Origin of the sequence: Segatella copri, from assembly GCF_019249655.2 — a bacterium.
Taxonomy (GTDB): Bacteria; Bacteroidota; Bacteroidia; order Bacteroidales; family Bacteroidaceae; genus Prevotella.
In genome coordinates this window covers 1,705,315-1,721,721 of the sequence record NZ_CP137557.1, presented here as the reverse complement: position 1 = coordinate 1,721,721, position 16,407 = coordinate 1,705,315, and the positions used below count along the sequence as shown (strand labels likewise).

At 50.6% G+C, this 16,407-nt stretch carries 13 protein-coding genes and 1 tRNA gene; 9 read left to right on the top strand and 5 right to left on the bottom strand.

Annotated elements, in window-relative coordinates; genetic code table 11:
* Positions 1-19: 19 nt before the first annotated feature.
* Both KUA49_RS06630 and KUA49_RS06625 read right to left on the bottom strand, forming a co-directional pair.
* Positions 20-400 (bottom strand): PD-(D/E)XK nuclease family transposase, encoded by a 381-nt coding sequence (locus KUA49_RS06630; RefSeq protein ID WP_218412662.1) that lies wholly within the window; start codon positions 398-400, stop codon positions 20-22.
* A 313-nt stretch (positions 401-713) separates the two neighbouring features.
* The gene (locus KUA49_RS06625; protein ID WP_218412657.1) at positions 714-1,625 is read right to left on the bottom strand and encodes an Rpn family recombination-promoting nuclease/putative transposase; all 912 of its coding nucleotides are present in this window, start codon (positions 1,623-1,625) and stop codon (positions 714-716) included.
* A gap of 669 nt (positions 1,626-2,294) precedes the next feature.
* Between KUA49_RS06625 and KUA49_RS06620 the strand changes: the two genes are divergently transcribed.
* A complete protein-coding gene (locus KUA49_RS06620) occupies positions 2,295-2,915 on the top strand; it encodes an HU family DNA-binding protein (RefSeq protein WP_218412656.1) in 621 nt (206 codons plus the stop codon).
* 110 nt (positions 2,916-3,025) lie between these two features.
* Positions 3,026-3,121, top strand: a complete 96-nt coding sequence (locus tag KUA49_RS06615; RefSeq protein ID WP_203041174.1) for a smalltalk protein — start codon at positions 3,026-3,028, stop codon at positions 3,119-3,121.
* A 91-nt stretch (positions 3,122-3,212) separates the two neighbouring features.
* Here the strand turns inward: KUA49_RS06615 and KUA49_RS06610 are convergent, their stop codons facing one another.
* Together KUA49_RS06610 and KUA49_RS06605 are read right to left on the bottom strand one after the other, a co-directional pair.
* The gene (locus KUA49_RS06610; RefSeq protein WP_218412655.1) at positions 3,213-4,040 is read right to left on the bottom strand and encodes a zinc ribbon domain-containing protein; all 828 of its coding nucleotides are present in this window, start codon (positions 4,038-4,040) and stop codon (positions 3,213-3,215) included.
* 389 nt (positions 4,041-4,429) lie between these two features.
* Positions 4,430-5,287, bottom strand: a complete 858-nt coding sequence (locus tag KUA49_RS06605) for a Nif3-like dinuclear metal center hexameric protein (protein WP_218412654.1) — start codon at positions 5,285-5,287, stop codon at positions 4,430-4,432.
* Between the two features lie 231 nt (positions 5,288-5,518).
* Here KUA49_RS06605 and KUA49_RS06600 point away from each other — a divergent pair, with 231 nt between their 5' ends.
* The 4 genes from KUA49_RS06600 to KUA49_RS06585 all read left to right on the top strand — a co-directional run bounded on the left by KUA49_RS06600 (position 5,519) and on the right by KUA49_RS06585 (position 10,626).
* Complete coding sequence (locus tag KUA49_RS06600) at positions 5,519-6,625, top strand: agmatine deiminase family protein (protein ID WP_218412653.1); 1,107 nt, start codon at positions 5,519-5,521, stop codon at positions 6,623-6,625.
* Positions 6,626-6,934: 309 nt separating this feature from the next.
* Positions 6,935-7,810 carry a carbon-nitrogen hydrolase gene (locus KUA49_RS06595; RefSeq protein WP_203039921.1) on the top strand — a complete coding sequence of 292 codons (876 nt, stop codon included), beginning with the start codon at positions 6,935-6,937 and terminating at the stop codon, positions 7,808-7,810.
* Positions 7,811-7,887: 77 nt separating this feature from the next.
* The gene (locus KUA49_RS06590) at positions 7,888-8,796 is read left to right on the top strand and encodes an AEC family transporter (RefSeq protein WP_203051142.1); all 909 of its coding nucleotides are present in this window, start codon (positions 7,888-7,890) and stop codon (positions 8,794-8,796) included.
* Between the two features lie 54 nt (positions 8,797-8,850).
* Positions 8,851-10,626: an outer membrane beta-barrel family protein gene (locus KUA49_RS06585; protein WP_218412652.1), complete on the top strand. Its 1,776-nt coding sequence runs from the start codon at positions 8,851-8,853 to the stop codon at positions 10,624-10,626.
* A 121-nt stretch (positions 10,627-10,747) separates the two neighbouring features.
* Here the strand turns inward: KUA49_RS06585 and asnA are convergent, their stop codons facing one another.
* Positions 10,748-11,785, bottom strand: a complete 1,038-nt coding sequence (gene asnA / locus KUA49_RS06580) for an aspartate--ammonia ligase (protein ID WP_218412651.1) — start codon at positions 11,783-11,785, stop codon at positions 10,748-10,750.
* A gap of 429 nt (positions 11,786-12,214) precedes the next feature.
* On the opposite strand from asnA, the gene KUA49_RS06575 reads away from it, so the two are divergent.
* From KUA49_RS06575 to KUA49_RS06565, 3 genes are all read left to right on the top strand, one after another.
* Positions 12,215-12,288 (top strand) — tRNA-Arg (locus KUA49_RS06575).
* A gap of 28 nt (positions 12,289-12,316) precedes the next feature.
* Entirely contained in the window at positions 12,317-13,540 is a 1,224-nt protein-coding gene (gene pepT, locus KUA49_RS06570) for a peptidase T (RefSeq protein WP_218412650.1), read from the top strand.
* A gap of 455 nt (positions 13,541-13,995) precedes the next feature.
* The gene (locus KUA49_RS06565) at positions 13,996-16,257 is read left to right on the top strand and encodes a cation:proton antiporter (RefSeq protein ID WP_218412649.1); all 2,262 of its coding nucleotides are present in this window, start codon (positions 13,996-13,998) and stop codon (positions 16,255-16,257) included.
* Positions 16,258-16,407 lie beyond the last annotated feature (150 nt).

Here is a 16,407-nt window from a genome sequence, read left to right as displayed (position 1 = left end):
CGAATTTCAATGCCAGTTCTTATTTCCTCATTTTCTGAATTTCCTCCAGAGGAAGCTCGGTGGCCGTTGATACTTGCGCTTCAGAAAGACCCATTGACAAAAGGCGGTAAGCTGTGTCTATCTTTTCTTTAGCAATACCATTTTCCTCGCCTTCAACATAAGAGCCATAAAGGCCAGAGTAGTAATCATCGGCAGCCTTAATACTCTCATCGTATTTTTCCTGCTCCTCACTACTCAAGCAACGAACATCTGCCAATTTTGCAAGATGATCGAATATCTTCTTCTGCGCCGTAAACGGCAATCTTTCCAATACTTCCATATATTTCAATACATAAATCCATTTTTCAAAACCAGTCTCGCATTCTTCCTCACTCTTATCAAAGAAGGGAAGAGAAAGAATGTTACGTCCTTGATTTGAAACTCGCCTTCAAACAAGTCGTTCAAAAAATTAGCAAGTTTTCTTGCTCCTGTTCGCCCCCTTTGGGGACGATTGGAGAGAGTATTGCAGCTATCCGCAGGTTCCATTCCCTTCGGTCATTCCACCAGCGGTTATTGAAAGTTGGCCCCCTTCGGGGACCGGAGGTTATTTGCGAAACTTGAGTACTTTATAAAGCTTTTGCCCCTTCAGGGCGCAGGGCGAAATGCGATGATACCCAGGGCGATGCCCTGGGCTACGAGCTTCTGCCCCTTCAGGGCGTGTGGGGCAATAGAAATTACATCAACTGCTGCATCTGGCTCTCCGTCAACCCCGTTATCTCCATGACCGTTGCTGCATCCATGCCTTTTGCCAGCATATTCTTAGCAATCTCAATACTTCTTTGGCTTTTGCCTACTTCTTCGCCTTTTGCCATGCCCTTTTCCATGCCTTTTGCCATGCCTTCTTCCATGCCTTGCTTTATGCCTTTTTCCATGCCTTGCTGATAGCTGTCGTACTGAAGGGTTCTCTCCACACTTACCGCATCCCAAAACTTATCATAGGCTCTGAGTTCGGCATCTGTAAAGCCGGAAGTTTTCAACTCCTCTACGGCTTTTCCTATCTCCGGGTCACGAAGCAGATCGGAAGGAACCTCCTGCGTATTGGCATTGATTTCCGTCAGGAAACGGAGCCACAATACCATCATGCGCTTGTCGGAGATGGAATGAGGAGTGAACTTAGGAAGCTCTATGAAGGTGAAATGCAAGCCTTCGATTACCTTGTTGCTATCCTTGTCGTGCACGATGCGATAGTTGTGGATGAATTCAGGAGTATCACGCTCGAAGATGTCATTCACAAGATTCAGAGAATAAACAGGCTGTAGAGCACAGTATCTTTCTCCCTTTTTAGCCTGACTCACGTAGAGCTTGGAGGCATTGAACAGTACTCGCTGCTTGAAAGCGTTAGACCATTCCATCTGCATCTCTACGCAAAATTTCCTTTCTCTGGCATCAGTGCAGAGCACATCTACTATCGTATTCTTGTGGCCTTCCAGTTCGGGCACAAGTTCCGTTGGCAGATACTCTATCTCGTGTATCTGCTCTTCTTCGCTGAGTGGCAGAAGGGCGTTCAGGAGGCTGATCAGTCTTTTAGGATGATTGCCGAATATCTTCTTGAACGTAAGGTCTGCCTTAGGGTCTAAGTACTTCATAACCTTTCTGTTTTAAAATGATACGGTTCTATTTTTAAATGCTACCGCAAAATTACGCTTTTATTTTGAAACATGCAAGAAAAAAGGGAGAAAAAATCCCATTAAAAATATCACGAGCCAAAGCAAATTATCAAAAAGAGTTTTACAATCTTATTTTTCATTCGTATTCTGGAAAAATCAGATGCAAGCAAAAACAAGCTATCACAATAACAGTTATCACAGTTTTTTAAAGGGCATTCTATACCGAAGGTAGAATTGTTAATTATTTTAACTATAGATATAATATATAATATAAATATTATATATTATATCTATAGTTAGTTTTTGGTTGAGATTTGGAAAAGTGGTTTGAAAAACTGTGATAACTGTTATTGTGATTGTTTGAGGTGAGAACTCATAGTTTTTCCCTCAGCAAAACTATGTTCTCTTTCTTGCTAAAATATGAGTTAGCTTTATTAACGAAATTCGGAATCAGGGGCTGCTGAAAATCAGTCCTTATCGCCACCCGAAATTTGGTGGTATCAGAAAAAAGCCGTATCTTTGCACCGTCATTCAGAAGAAAGGCGCCTGATGACCAGTTAAGGGAGCCATAGGATTCTTTCGGGGATTCTGCTGATGACAAAGAGAACAATAATCATTAATCACTAATCATTAATCACTAAAAAGCTTATGGGACAAGGAAACATTAAGTATCGTAAAGTAAAGCGTACCCCTCAGACGGGTGAGAACGCTGGTAAGGAACTCTGGTATGCCACCGTGGTGACCGACAGAGAGATGAACTTCGAGGAGTTCGTGGATCACATTTCATCCCACAACTCGCCTTACAGCCGCGGCACCGTGCACGGCGTGATGATGGATATGCTCGACTGCCTGAAAGAGCTTATCCTCGACGGCAAGAGCGTGCGTCTGGGCGACCTGGGCCTCTTCTCCATCGGCATGAGTTCGCGTGGTGAGGTGAGCAGAGACAAGGTTACTTCGGCTAGCGTGGAGGGCATCCATCTGCTAGTGAAAAATACCAAGAACTGGAGTAACAGTGAGCTGAAGAAACTCTGCAAGATTACTGCCTACGACGCCCGTGGCGGCGAAGAGACCGATGGAGGAACCACTGGTGGTGGAACCAACGGCGGTGGCAGCGGCAACACCCAGGGAGGCGGCAGCGACAACACTCAGGGTGGCGGCGGAACCTCGGGCGGCAACACCAGCCAGGGTGGCGGAACCGACAAGGGTACTACTGGCGGAGGCGACAAGGGCGACAAAGGCGACGGCGATTCTGCTGACGTAACTATCTAGAGCAAGCCCCTTCGGGGGCTACTCTTTCATCCTATCACATCTCGAAAAAAAATTAACCACCAATCACTAATCATTAATCACTAATCATTAATCACTAAAAAGAACTGCCTATGAAGAAAGAAACATGGAAGACTGTTATTCAGATTTTAATCTCTATCCTGACTGCCGTAGCCACTTCGCTCGGAGTCACGAGTTGCATGAGTTAAAAAAGTTGTAGAAAAAACGAAAAAAAGAGGGTGTGTCATAAGTTCATGACTCACCCTCTTTTTTTATATATTTATCTTCTTATCCAGAATATTATTCTCCATCCTCAGCCTTCTTGCGGCGAGAGATGCGCTTGCGCTTTGGCTTCTCCTCTGCGGCTGGAGTCTCAATCTTTACACCTGCCAACTCTGGGTCGATGAGGATACGGCCGCAATACTCACAAGGGATAATCTTCTTGTGCATCTTGATATCCAACTGGCGCTGAGGTGGAATCTTGTTGAAGCAACCACCACAGGCATCACGCTGCACGTATACGATGCCCAGTCCGTTGCGGGCACCCTTGCGGATGCGCTTGAAGCTGGCGAGCAGACGTGGCTCAATCTTCTTCTCAAGCTCAAGAGCCTTCTCTGTAAGGCGCTCCTCCTCCTCACGGGTCTCTGCCATGATGTCCTCAAGCTCAGAACGCTTCTCAACCAATCCGTGCTCACGGTCGGCCTTCTGCTCCTCAGCCTTGTGAAGGTCGTACTCACGCTCACGCATCTTTGCCAAGCCCTCGCGAATCTTCTTGTTGCAAAGCTCGATTTCCAGCTCCTGGAACTCGATCTCCTTGCTCAGAGTGTCGTACTCACGGTTGTTGCTCACGGTCTCCAGCTGGCTGTGATAGCGCTCCAGGCTAGCCTGGGCGTCAGCAATCTCTGCCTGCTTCTGAGCCACTGCGTGGTCGAACTGCTCAATCTCACGCTGGATGTTCTCGATGCGGGTGGTGAGACCTGCGATGTCGTCTTCCAAGTCCTGAACCTCGAGAGGAAGCTCACCTCTCAACTCACGATTCTCGTCAATGCCTGACAAGGTTACCTGAAGCTGGTAGAGAGTCTTCAACTTCTCTTCTACCGTCAAATCTGTAGGATCTTTCTTTGCCATAATTTCTTGATTTTATCTTTAAACCTTTATTTTCTTTTTTACTGAAGTTTCGCAAGTAGCATTCTACCGTCCCCGAAGGGGGCGAATGTGAATAACCGCGGGTGGAATGCCCGAAGGGAATGGAACCTGCGGATAGTTACAGATACTCTCTTATCGTCCCCGAAGGGGGCGAACAGGAGCAAGACTGGATGTGGTTCGCCCCCTTTGGGGACGCTTTCTCCCTACTATTGGTTGTCCGCAGGTTCCATGACCTTTGGTCATTCCACCAGCGGTTATTGAAAGTTGGCCCCCTTCGGGGACCGGAGGTTACTTGCGAAACTTGAATTTTTTATTATTATTTTGATGCATTTTGTGCGCACCGGGGTTTAGGCACGGCCAAGCATCCCATCCTATAAATAGATGATAGGATTGGTGTTGATTTCCGAGATGCAGCATTTGGCATCGGGAAAATTCTCGAGGATGATGCTGCGGAAGATTTCGCTGGTAAACTGCTCACTCTGATAGTGACCGATGACGCAGATCTGAATCTCCTGATCGTGCCCGAAATACTCATGATAGCTCATCTCGCCCGTGATGAAGGCATCCGCCCCGGCGGCTATCGCATCGCCCAGAAGGAACGAACCCGAACCGCCACAGAGTGCCACCTTGCGGATAGGACGGCGCAAGAGCTGGTTGCACTGCACGCACTCCACGCCGAAACGCTGGCGCAAGAGCAGCACCAGGTCGTCGGCAGCAATGCCCTCGGCAAAATGATTCTTCACCTCTTCCGAAAGCTTGCCAGCCCGGGCAGCCTCCTGGATATCCTGGTCTGAGATTTCTCCCATCACACCGTTTCCACCCTTCACACCATCCACTTCCTTCTCGCCGCCGAAGAACTGGAGGTTCTTCAATCCCAGCTTCTCGGCTATCTTGAAGTTCACGCCGCCCTGGGCAGCATCCATGTTGGTGTGCATGGAAACTATCGTTATATCATTCTTGATGGCCTTCACCACCGTGCGCTGCACGTAGTTCTCGTCCGAGATTCTCTGCAGCTTGCGGAATATCAGCGGATGGTGGCTCACGATGAGATTGCAGCCCTTCCGGAGGGCCTCATCCACCACCGCCTCGGTGACGTCAAGACACAACAATGCCCCTGACATTTCTACCGCCTCTGTCAATCCAACTTGCAGGCCGGCATTATCATATCCTTCCTGCAAGGGCAGAGGCGCGTAATGTTCAAGGGCATCAACTACTTGTTTTATTTTCACGCTCCTAATATGTCTTATTCTTAAATTTAGGCTGCAAAGTTAAGCATTTCTCATGAAATTAGCAAGAGTTTCACTAAAAAATTTCAAAAAATTATGGAAGTTGCCGTTTTTTTTATTATTTTTGCACCTATAATTCGCTAACTCTTCTTCCAGAAGGGAGAAAGAACGGACTAAACTATGCAACCCACACAAGGGCTGGCTATATAAATAAATAATAAAAATTGAAAGCTTATGTATCAATCAGCATTACCTTGCGATTTCGCACTTCCGGCAGAATGGGAGCCTCAGAGCGCCATTATGCTGACCTGGCCACATGGTGGTACAGACTGGAAACCCTATCTCAGGCAGATAACCAACACTTATCTGGAACTTGCCGACATCATCACCCGCTACGAGCAGCTGCTTGTGGTTACTCCCATCGTGGAGAGTACACGCAGAATGCTCGCCGAACGGCTCTCGGAGGGCCAGATGAACCGCGTACACCTCTACGAGATGGACACCAATGATACATGGGCGCGCGACCACGGTCCTATCAGCATGGTATCGAGAGGCAGGCGCAACTCGCATGTCATCCCTATCCATCTGCTCGACTTCAAGTTTAACGGATGGGGCGAGAAATTCGCCTGGCAGAAGGACAACGCCATCAACCTGCAGCTCTACTACCAGGGTGCCTTTGATGCGGCGATGGAGAACCACCAGGGATTCGTACTTGAGGGCGGAAGCATCGAGAGCGACGGAAAGGGCACCATCTTCACCACCTCGCAATGCCTGCTGGCACCCCACAGAAACCAGCCTTTCACCAGGGAGAATATCGAAAGTCTGCTCAAGACGTTCTTCTTCGCCAAGCAGGTGGTATGGCTCGACCATGGCAACCTGGTGGGCGATGATACCGACGGGCATATCGACACCATCGTGAGGGTGGCTCCGCACGACACCTTATTATATGTGGGCTGCGACGACCCTGAGGATGAGCAGTATGAGGATTTCCAGGCGCTGGAGAAGCAGCTGAAGAAGCTGTTCAACTACGAGGGATATCCTTACCGCCTGCTGAAGCTGCCGATGCCGGATGCCATCTACGACGAGGGCGACCGGCTGACTACGGAGAAGGGCAGCAAGGGCGACCGACTGCCTGCCACCTACGCCAACTTCCTGATTCTGAACGGTGCGGTGATTTACCCTACGTATAACCAGCCGGAGAAGGACGAGGAGGCGAAGCGCCAGATTCAGCTTGCCTTCCCGGACAGAGAGGTGATAGGCGTGGATTCGCTCACCATCATCCGCCAGCACGGCAGCATCCACTGTCTCACCATGCAGCTGCCTGCGGGGGCTATCAAATAAAGTATTCAAGTTTCGCAAGTAACCTCCGGTCCCCGAAGGGGGCCAACTTTCAATAACCGCTGGTGGAATGACCGAAGGTCATGGAACCTGCGGACAACCAATAGTAGGGAGAAAGCGTCCCCAAAGGGGGCGAACCTCATCCAGTCTTGCTCCTGTTCGCCCCCTTCGGGGACGATAAGAGAGTTTCTGTCACTATCCGCAGGTTCCATTCCCTTCGGTCATTCCACCCGCGGTTATTCACATTCGCCCCCTTCGGGGACGGTAGAATGCTACTTGCGAAACTTCAATAAAATAAAAAAACAAAATTTCATGAAATTAGGATTATTACAACTACACATCACGGCGGATATCGCCGATAACAAGACGCGCCTCGCCGAGGGCATCATCGACCTGGCTAAGCGTGGCGCTGAACTCATCGTTTTGCAGGAACTCCACAACTCGCTCTACTTCTGCCAGGTAGAGGATGTGGAGAACTTCAACCTTGCCGAACCCATCCCGGGGCCATCTACCGAATTCTACGGCAAACTGGCGAAGGATCTGGGCGTGGTAATCGTTACATCGCTCTTCGAGCGCCGTGCGCCGGGCCTCTATCACAACACGGCGGTGGTGATTGAGAAGGATGGAACCATCGCCGGAAAATATCGCAAGATGCATATTCCGGATGATCCTGCCTACTACGAAAAATTCTACTTCACCCCTGGCGACCTGGGCTTCAACCCGATACAGACTTCAGTGGGCAAGCTGGGCGTGCTGGTTTGCTGGGACCAGTGGTATCCCGAGGCTGCCCGCCTGATGGCACTGCAGGGTGCGGATATCCTCATCTATCCTACTGCCATCGGCTATGCCACCTACGACACCGAGGAGGAGCAGCAGCGCCAGCGTGAGGCGTGGACCACGGTGATGCGTGGTCATGCCGTGGCTAACGGTTTGCCTGTGGTGGCGGTGAACAGGGTTGGCTTCGAGCCGGACCCTAGCGGTCAGACCGAGGGCATCCAGTTCTGGGGCAGCAGTTTCGTGGCAGGTCCTCAGGGCGAGCTCCACTATCGTGCGAGCGACAAGGAGGAAGAGAGCCTGGTGGTGGATATCGACCTGAAGCACAGCGAGGATGTGCGCCGCTGGTGGCCATTCCTGCGCGACCGCCGCATAGAAAACTACGGCGATATCACCAGGAGATTCATTGATTAAGATAGATGGAGATTGATTGAGATTTTCGATAAAAAAGGTATACCTTTAAGGTATAAGAGATTAGAATTTCAGGATAGATGGAAAATTTAGAGGTGATGGTGGTGTTATTCATCATCGTGATTTTGGGTTACGTCGCCTGCAAGCTGGGCTATATGGGCGACAAGTTTGACAAGAAGCTTTCCAGCATCGTGGTAGATATCACCTGCCCCCTGCTGGTGCTCTCGTCGGTGATGGGAGAAGAACTGCCCGACCGCACGCTCATCCTCCCGCTTCTGGGCATAGGTTTTCTAACCTATATCCTGCTGCTGGTGTTCGGTTTCGGGGTGCCCCGCCTCATCAGCAAGAACCATGATGACCAGGGAATGATAGGTTTCGCCCTGATGTTTGCCAACGTGGGCTTCATCGGATACCCGATAGTTTCGAGCATCTTCGGTCCGAAGGCGATATTCTATGCTGCCCTGCTCAACATGCCTAACACGTTTTTCATCTTCACGGCTGGCGTGATGCTCATCAAGGGCGAATACAGTGTGAAGCAGTTTAACCCCAAGGTGTTGCTGAGTCCGGCGCTGATAGCGGCAGCCGTGGCGGCTCTGCTGGTGGCTCTGGGGGTTCATACGCCCGATGTCATCGCCCGTCCTATTACGATGGTGGGCAACGTGACGGTGCCTGCTGCGCTGATGATTATAGGAAGCAGTATGGCGAAGCTGCCCGTGAGGGAGATTATCGGAAGTCCGAAGGTTTACGTGGCTTCTGTGCTCCGCCTCGTGGTGGTTCCGCTTAGCCTTTACTTCTTCTTCAAGGTGTGCGGCGTGAGCGACGTGGTGAATAATATCAACACGGTGGTGATAGCGATGCCTGTGGCAAGCTTCGGCACGATGTTCTGCCTGAAATACGGCAGGAACCCGTCGCTGATTACGGAAATGACTTTCATCACTACCCTGGGAAGCATCATCACCATCCCCCTGATAACGCAGCTTTTCAGCTAGGAAAGGAAGATAGGAATAAACAATCAATATAAAGAAAAGAATAGAATGAAAAGAATGAAGAGAAAAAACATAATGAAAACCAGCCGCCTGTTACTACTAGCCTTGGCACTAGGAGGTGCCAACCAGCAACTGGCGGCAGCACCGATAGAACATATCGGCGACCGATATATGATTCATGTTCCGGAACTGGAACTCACGGGCGAGGAATCGCTGCTCGACGTGCTGATGATGTGTCCCGAGGTGATGACCCTGGATGGCAACAACATCATCGGCGGTGACCCCTTTGCCAATCTATATGGAAAATTCGTAATCCGTATCGACAACCAGGAATACGGACTGGATTACGCTACCCTGCTCCATCATTTCAAGGCGAGAGAAATAGAAACCATCAAGGTTTGCCAGAACGCTGAAGTGATGAAGGGCTGCAGCAGTCTGAAAAAGGTGATTGACATCACGCTGAGAAAAGGCGAGAATGGCGTGAGCGGAAGAGTGGGATTCTTCGGCGATACCTACGGCGGAGGCAAGGGCATCGTGAGCGTGCTGAGCCAGCAGCAGAAGCTGCGCATCCTGAGCCACGTGGAGGGCAGCATGCAGCGGTCTTCTTTTCATCCTCAGGGGGCTTATGCGGGCGATAACGGCAGCACTTCCATCAACCATTATTCGCACGAGGGTGCCAAGCTGAATATCCTCTGGACTCCTACAGAGAAGGATGTGCTGGAGGTGGATGCGATGCAGACCTATACCCGCAATCATTTCTCGGGCGATGCAGCCGATTTCGTGCGTGCCTACCATCTCCAGGCGGATTATACCCGAACCCTGGGCGAAAACGGGTCGAGCATCCTCTTTACTCTGGGTGCTGAGAATATCAGCGACCAAGGGGGAGGCAGTGCATCTCCCTACCGCAATCATTCCACCTATCCCTTCATGGTGGTGGAATATGCCACGCCTGTATTCTCGCAGAATCTCTGGATTACAGCCGGTTTCGAGGGCGGACTTTCCATAGAGAAGAATTGCGTGAAGGGTTATACCAACCATTCCAACTATCAGGATCTCTATGGTCAGATAGACTATCACATCGGTAAATGGGGATTCATGGTGGGCGACCGCTATCGCACCATCCACTTCCATCCTAAGCAGCTAAAGACGGAAGAGAAGTGGAAGAACACCACGCACAACCACAGCTACACGCTGAGCATCTACCACCAGTTTACCCCTGGCAACACGCTGCAGGGCACCTTCTGCCGCCGCATCTTCAACCCCGACTTCGGCGATTTCATTACGGCGGGCGACATGGAGGGGGCGTGGAAGCCTGCATATACGGCGGATATCAGCGAGCGCCTGGCTTATGTGGCGGAGCTGAAATATACCTACAGCAAGCCGAATCTGGTGGTGAGCACCTCGGTGAAGAACATCCATCAGGATTTGCCGGGCGTGGATAGAGACAACACGCTGGGCATAGGTACCACTGCCTTCTGGCACAAGGGTATTCTGCGACTGACGGCTGGCTTCAACTATTTCTGGGAAAAGGCTGAGGTGTTTGAAACGGATATCAAGCCGCAGGGAAAGACTCAGGAATACAGCCACTTTGCGGTTTTCAAGCTGGCTCCCCAGCTTTCGCTGCCTTCGGGCTGGCGCCTTGCATCGAACATGATATGGTGTACCCGCAGGCATACCATCACGCCAAACTATACTCCTGCCAACCTATATGCTGAGATGGGGGTATACAAGACGATTAACAGGCACTGGACGCTGGAGGCCAGATATCATGATATAGCAGGGCAGCATTTCGGCAACAGAGCTGCTATGCTTGGAGGCACTTATTATTTCTAAACAAATTATTTCTATACAAAACAATAATCCCGGTTTTCCTATTGCTAGGAGAACCGGGATTCTTCAATATAAATTGAAGCTGTTATACTGATACAACCTCATTATGCTGATATGACTCAAATCAAATTAAAGGCATTCCTGCCTCTTCGCACTCCTGGCGCATCTCCTCAGGCCAGATACTAGCCTGAATCTCGCCGATGTGCGCCTTGTGGAGCATCACCATGCACAAGCGGCTCTGACCGATACCGCCGCCAATGCTCAATGGCAATTTATCATTCAGGAGCTGCTGGTGGAAATAGAGCTTCTCTCTATCTTCCTTGCCCTCCAGCTTCAGCTGGCGCAGCAGGCTCTCCTTATCCACACGGATACCCATGGAACTCAGCTCGAAGCTTCTGCCCAGCACAGGATACCAGATAAGAATATCACCATTCAAACCCACCTTGCCGTTCTCTGCCATGGTGCTCCAGTCGTCATAGTCGGGGGCACGGCCGTCGTGCTTCTTTCCGTCGCTCAGCTTTCCGCCGATGCCCTCAACGAATACGGCGCCATATTTCTCGCAGATGGCATCCTCGCGCTCCTTCGGAGTCTTATCAGGATACATATCGAGCAAATCCTGCGCATGGATGAAATGAATCTCCTTAGGCAAGAATGGCTTGAGCTGAGGATAGTGCTCGCAAGTGAGGAACTCGGTGCGGAGGATGGCGGCATAGATGCGGCGAACGATGTCCTCGAGGAATGCGATGGTGCGGTCTTCCTTGGTAATCACAGCCTCCCAGTCCCACTGGTCTACATAGAGCGAGTGCAGGTTATCCAGCTCCTCGTCGGCACGGATGGCGTTCATATCGGTATATACGCCATATCCAGGCTCCACCTCGTACTCGGCGAGGGTGAGTCGCTTCCACTTGGCGAGGGAGTGAACCACCTCGGCCTTGGCATCACCCAGATCCTTGATAGGGAAAGTTACAGGGCGCTCCACACCATTCAGGTCATCATTGATTCCCAAGCCCTTCATCACGAAAAGAGGGGCTGTTACTCGGCGCAGGCGCAACTCTGTGGCAAGGTTCTGCTGGAAGAACTCCTTTATCATCTTGATACCCATTTCGGTCTGGCGCATATCCAGCAGCGCCTTGTAACCTTCGGGTTTTATCAGTTTACTCATTTTTAGTATTTATTATTGTTTTCGTTTTACTGTTTTATACCGTTTTATACCGTCCCGTTTCCGAGACTTGTCTTCTTAAAGACGGTGCAAAGGTACAAAATAAAAATTAAACTGCAAGCTTTTTCCCGAATTTTTTCTCAAAATGATAGCATTTTTCTTTCTTTTCTATCTTTTTGCCTTGTTTTCTTCTTGTTTTTCGCGAATTTTCTCCCTTCATCTTCTGTTTTCAATCTTTTTTCGCCATCTTTCTCCCTTCACCGTCTGTTTTCATCTCTTTTTCATCTCTTTTTCATCATCTTCTTCAGAATTCTTCAGAAAAAGTGGCAAGAATATTTGGCGGTTTCAAATTAAATCACTAACTTTGCACTCGTATATGTTTCATTTATGTACCGGGATGGCTATTCCGGCGGATAAAAAGCGTATAAAAATGGTCTCGTAGCTTAGTTGAATAGAGCAGCAGATTCCGGTTCTGGAGGTCGTGGGTTTGAGTCCCACCGAGATCACTACTACATTATTATAATAATTAAGAACATGGACTTAGTAGAACGTTTTATAAACTATACAAAATTCGACACACAATCGAGCGAAGACTCCGAGAGTGTGCCTAGCACGGCAAAACAGCTTGAGTTTGCCAAGTACCTGAAGCAGGAGCTTGAGGATGAAGGCCTCAGCGACGTAGAGATGGACGACATGGGCTATATCTACGCCACCCTGAAAGGAAATACCAAGAAAAAGACTCCAACCATCGGCTTTATCTCTCACATGGACACCAGTCCGGATGCCAGCGGAAAGGATGTGAAGGCGCGCGTCATCAAGAACTACGACGGCGAGGACATCGAACTGAGCCCGGGCATCATCAGCAGCGTGGAGAAATTCCCTGAACTCAAGGCACACAAGGGCGAGGACATCATCGTTACCGACGGAACTACCCTGCTCGGAGCTGACGACAAGGCGGGCATCGCAGAAATCGTTCAGGCGATGTGCTACCTGCGCGACCACAAGGAAATCAAGCACGGCGATATCCGCGTGGGCTTCAATCCTGACGAGGAAATCGGTATGGGTGCTCATCATTTCGACGTGGAGAAGTTTGGCTGCGACTGGGCGTACACCGTAGACGGCGGCGACCTGGGCGACCTGGAATACGAGAACTTCAACGCTGCGGGCGCCAAGGTGTTCATCAAGGGCGTGAGCGTGCACACAGGCTATGCCAAGGGTAAGATGGTGAATGCCAGCCGACTTGCCGTGGAGTTCCAGAACATGATTCCGGAAGCTGAGACTCCTGAGCATACCGAAGGTTATCAGGGCTTCTACCACCTGATCGGCATCGAGAGCCGCTGCGAGGAGGCAAAGCTGAGCTATATCATCCGCGACCACGACAGAGAGAAGTTTGAAGACCGCAAGGACTTCATCGAGGACTGCGCGAAGAAGATGAACGAGAAATACGGCGAGGGTACGGTGAGCGTGGCCATCCAGGACCAGTATTACAACATGAAGGAGAAGATTGATCCTAACATGCACGTGATTGATATCGTGCTGCGTGCGATGCAGGAGAGCGGTGTTCCTCCACGCGTGGAGCCTATCCGTGGCGGTACCGACGGAGCGCAGCTCAGTTTCAAGGGTCTGCCTTGTCCAAACATCTTCGCCGGCGGCGTCAACTTCCATGGTCCTCACGAGTTCGTGAGCATCCAGGTGATGCAGAAGGTGGTGGATACCATCGTGAAGATTGCGGAAATCACAGAAGAATTTAATGATTAGTTTATAGTTAATAGTTTATAGTTTATAGGACATTCATGCTGCAAAGCAGAGTTCTTATTTACTATAAACTATTATTTTTATCAGCTTCACCCCTACTTTAAGCTAGTTTGCCTATACGGCGAAGCCGCTATAAACTATAAATTATTCAAGTTTCGCAAGTAACCTCCGGTCCCCGAAGGGGGCCAACTTTCAATAACCGCTGGTGGAATGACCGAAGGTCATGGAACCTGCGGACAAACTAATAGTAGGGAGAAAGCGTCCCCAAAGGGGGCGAACCACATCCAGTCTTGCTCCTGTTCGCCCCCTTCGGGGACGATAAGAGAGTATCTGTGACTATCCGCAGGTTCCATTCCCTTCGGTCATTCCACCCGCGGTTATTCACATTCGCCCCCTTCGGGGACGGTAGAATGCTACTTGCGAAACTTCAGTAAATTATAAACTATAAATTATAAACTATGGCAGAAATTCCCTTTTTAGTAAAAGACCTCGCCCTCATCCTGATGGTGGCTGGCGTTGTTACCCTCATCTTCAAGCGGCTCAAGCAGCCCCTGGTGCTGGGTTACATCGTGGCGGGCTTCCTCGTGTCGCCCCACATGCCCTACACCGTATCGGTGATGGACGAGACGGATATCCAGACCTGGGCAGACATCGGTGTCATCTTCACCCTCTTCTCGCTGGGCTTGGATTTCTCCTTCAAGAAAATCGTGAAGATGGGTGCCTCGCCCGTCATCGCCTGCATCGTCATCGTTTTCTGCATGATGATGCTGGGCATCAGCGTGGGCCACGGATTCGGATGGGACCGGATGGACTGCATCTTCCTGGGCGGTATGCTCGCCATGAGCTCTACCACCATTATATATAAGGCGTTCGACGACATGGGACTCAGGCAGCAGAAGTTTGCCTCCATGGTGATGAGCGTGCTCATCCTGGAAGATATCCTTGCCATCGTGATGATGGTGATGCTTTCCGCCATCGCCGGAGGCAGCAATCCGGATGGCGAGCAGATGATTTCCTCGGTATTGAGGATTGGTTTCTTCCTGGTGCTCTGGTTCATCGTGGGCATCTTCGCCATCCCGCTCTTCCTGCGGTCGGTGAGGAAGCTCATCAATGGCGAAACCCTGCTCGTCGTTTCGCTGGGCCTCTGCTGCGGCATGGCTGTATTATCCACCAAGGTGGGGTTCTCCAGCGCCTTCGGAGCCTTCGTTATGGGCAGCATCCTTGCAGAAACCATTGAGGCTGAGAAGATTATCAAACTGGTAGAACCGGTGAAAAATCTCTTCGGAGCCATCTTCTTCGTGTCGGTGGGTATGCTGGTAGACCCCAAGATATTGGTGGAATATGCCGTTCCTATCCTCGCCCTGGTGGGCACCATCCTGGTGGGACAGGCTATATTCGGCACCTTCGGATTCATGCTGGGCGGCGAATCACTGAAGTCGGCGATGCGCTGCGGTTTTTCGATGGCTCAGATTGGTGAGTTCTCGTTTATCATCGCTTCGCTGGGTCTGTCGCTGGGGGTTATCAGTAACTTCCTCTATCCGGTGGTGGTAGCGGTATCCGTGATTACCACCTTCCTCACGCCCTACATGATTCGTCTGGCTCTGCCTTCCTATCAGCAGATGGAGAAGCATCTGCCCTGCAAGTTCATCAACATTCTGAACCATTTTGCGATGAGTCATCCTTCTACGCAGCAGCAAAGCAAGTGGAAGTCGCTCATCCGCCAGATGGCCATCAACACCGTGGCCTACTCCATCCTTTCGGCGGCAACCATCGCCATGATGTTCACCTTCGTGCTGCCGCTGATGCGCAATCTGCTGCCAGGCTGGCAGTTGCACTGGTATGCCAACGCCCTTACGGGTCTGCTCACGGTGGTACTGATTTCGCCTTTCCTGCGCGCCATCGTGATGAAGAAGAACCACAGTCCGGAATGGAAGCGCCTGTGGGTGGAAAGCAGCATCAACCGCATCCCGCTGCTCTTCACCATCGTGGTGAGATACATCATCGCCCTGGCGTTCATCTTCTACATCATCAACTATCTCTCGCGCTTCACCAATGCGCTCATCGTCTGCATCGGAGCCGTGGTGGTACTGCTGATGGTGGCATCGCGCCGCATCAAGAAGCGCAGCATCGTGATGGAGCGCCTCTTTATCCACAACCTGCGTTCGCGCGATATTGCCGCCCAGGTGAACGGCGAGAAGCGACCGCTCTATGCGGGTCATCTGCTGGATAGAGATATTCACATCAGTGAGATTGAGGTGCCGGAGGATAGCACCTGGTGTGGCAAATCGCTGAAGGAGCTTCATCTTCGTGAACGTTTCGGCATCGACATGAGCAGCATCCGCCGCGGTTCGCAGCGCCTGAACATTCCGAACGGTGACACGGTGATTTTCCCTGGCGACAAGCTTCAGATCATCGGCAACGACGACCAGAATCACAAGTTTGCCCAAGCACTCACCTCGGAGCTTGCTCCTGAGGATGTGGATATAGAAAAGAGGGAGATGAAGCTGCGCCAGCTCATCATCAGCGGCGGCAGCGAATTTCTGGGAAAGACGCTGATAGAAAGCGGAATAAGGGATAAATATAATTGTATGGTGGTAGGACTGGAAGAGGGCCGGGAGAACCTGACCCGTGTTCTGCCTACCCGAGTATTCAAAAAAGGCGATATCATCTGGCTGGTAGGCGAAGAGGCTGACCTTCAGAAGATTCAGGAAAAGAGTTAAATTTTTGTCCCACATGTTCTGAAAGGAAAGAAGCAGCACGCCCTGAAAGGGCAGAAGCTCCTAGCCCAGGGCAACGCCCTGGGTAAATACGCAGACACAACAACGCCCTGTAAGGGCAAAAGCTTCTCATATTCAAAGCTTTTGCCCTTA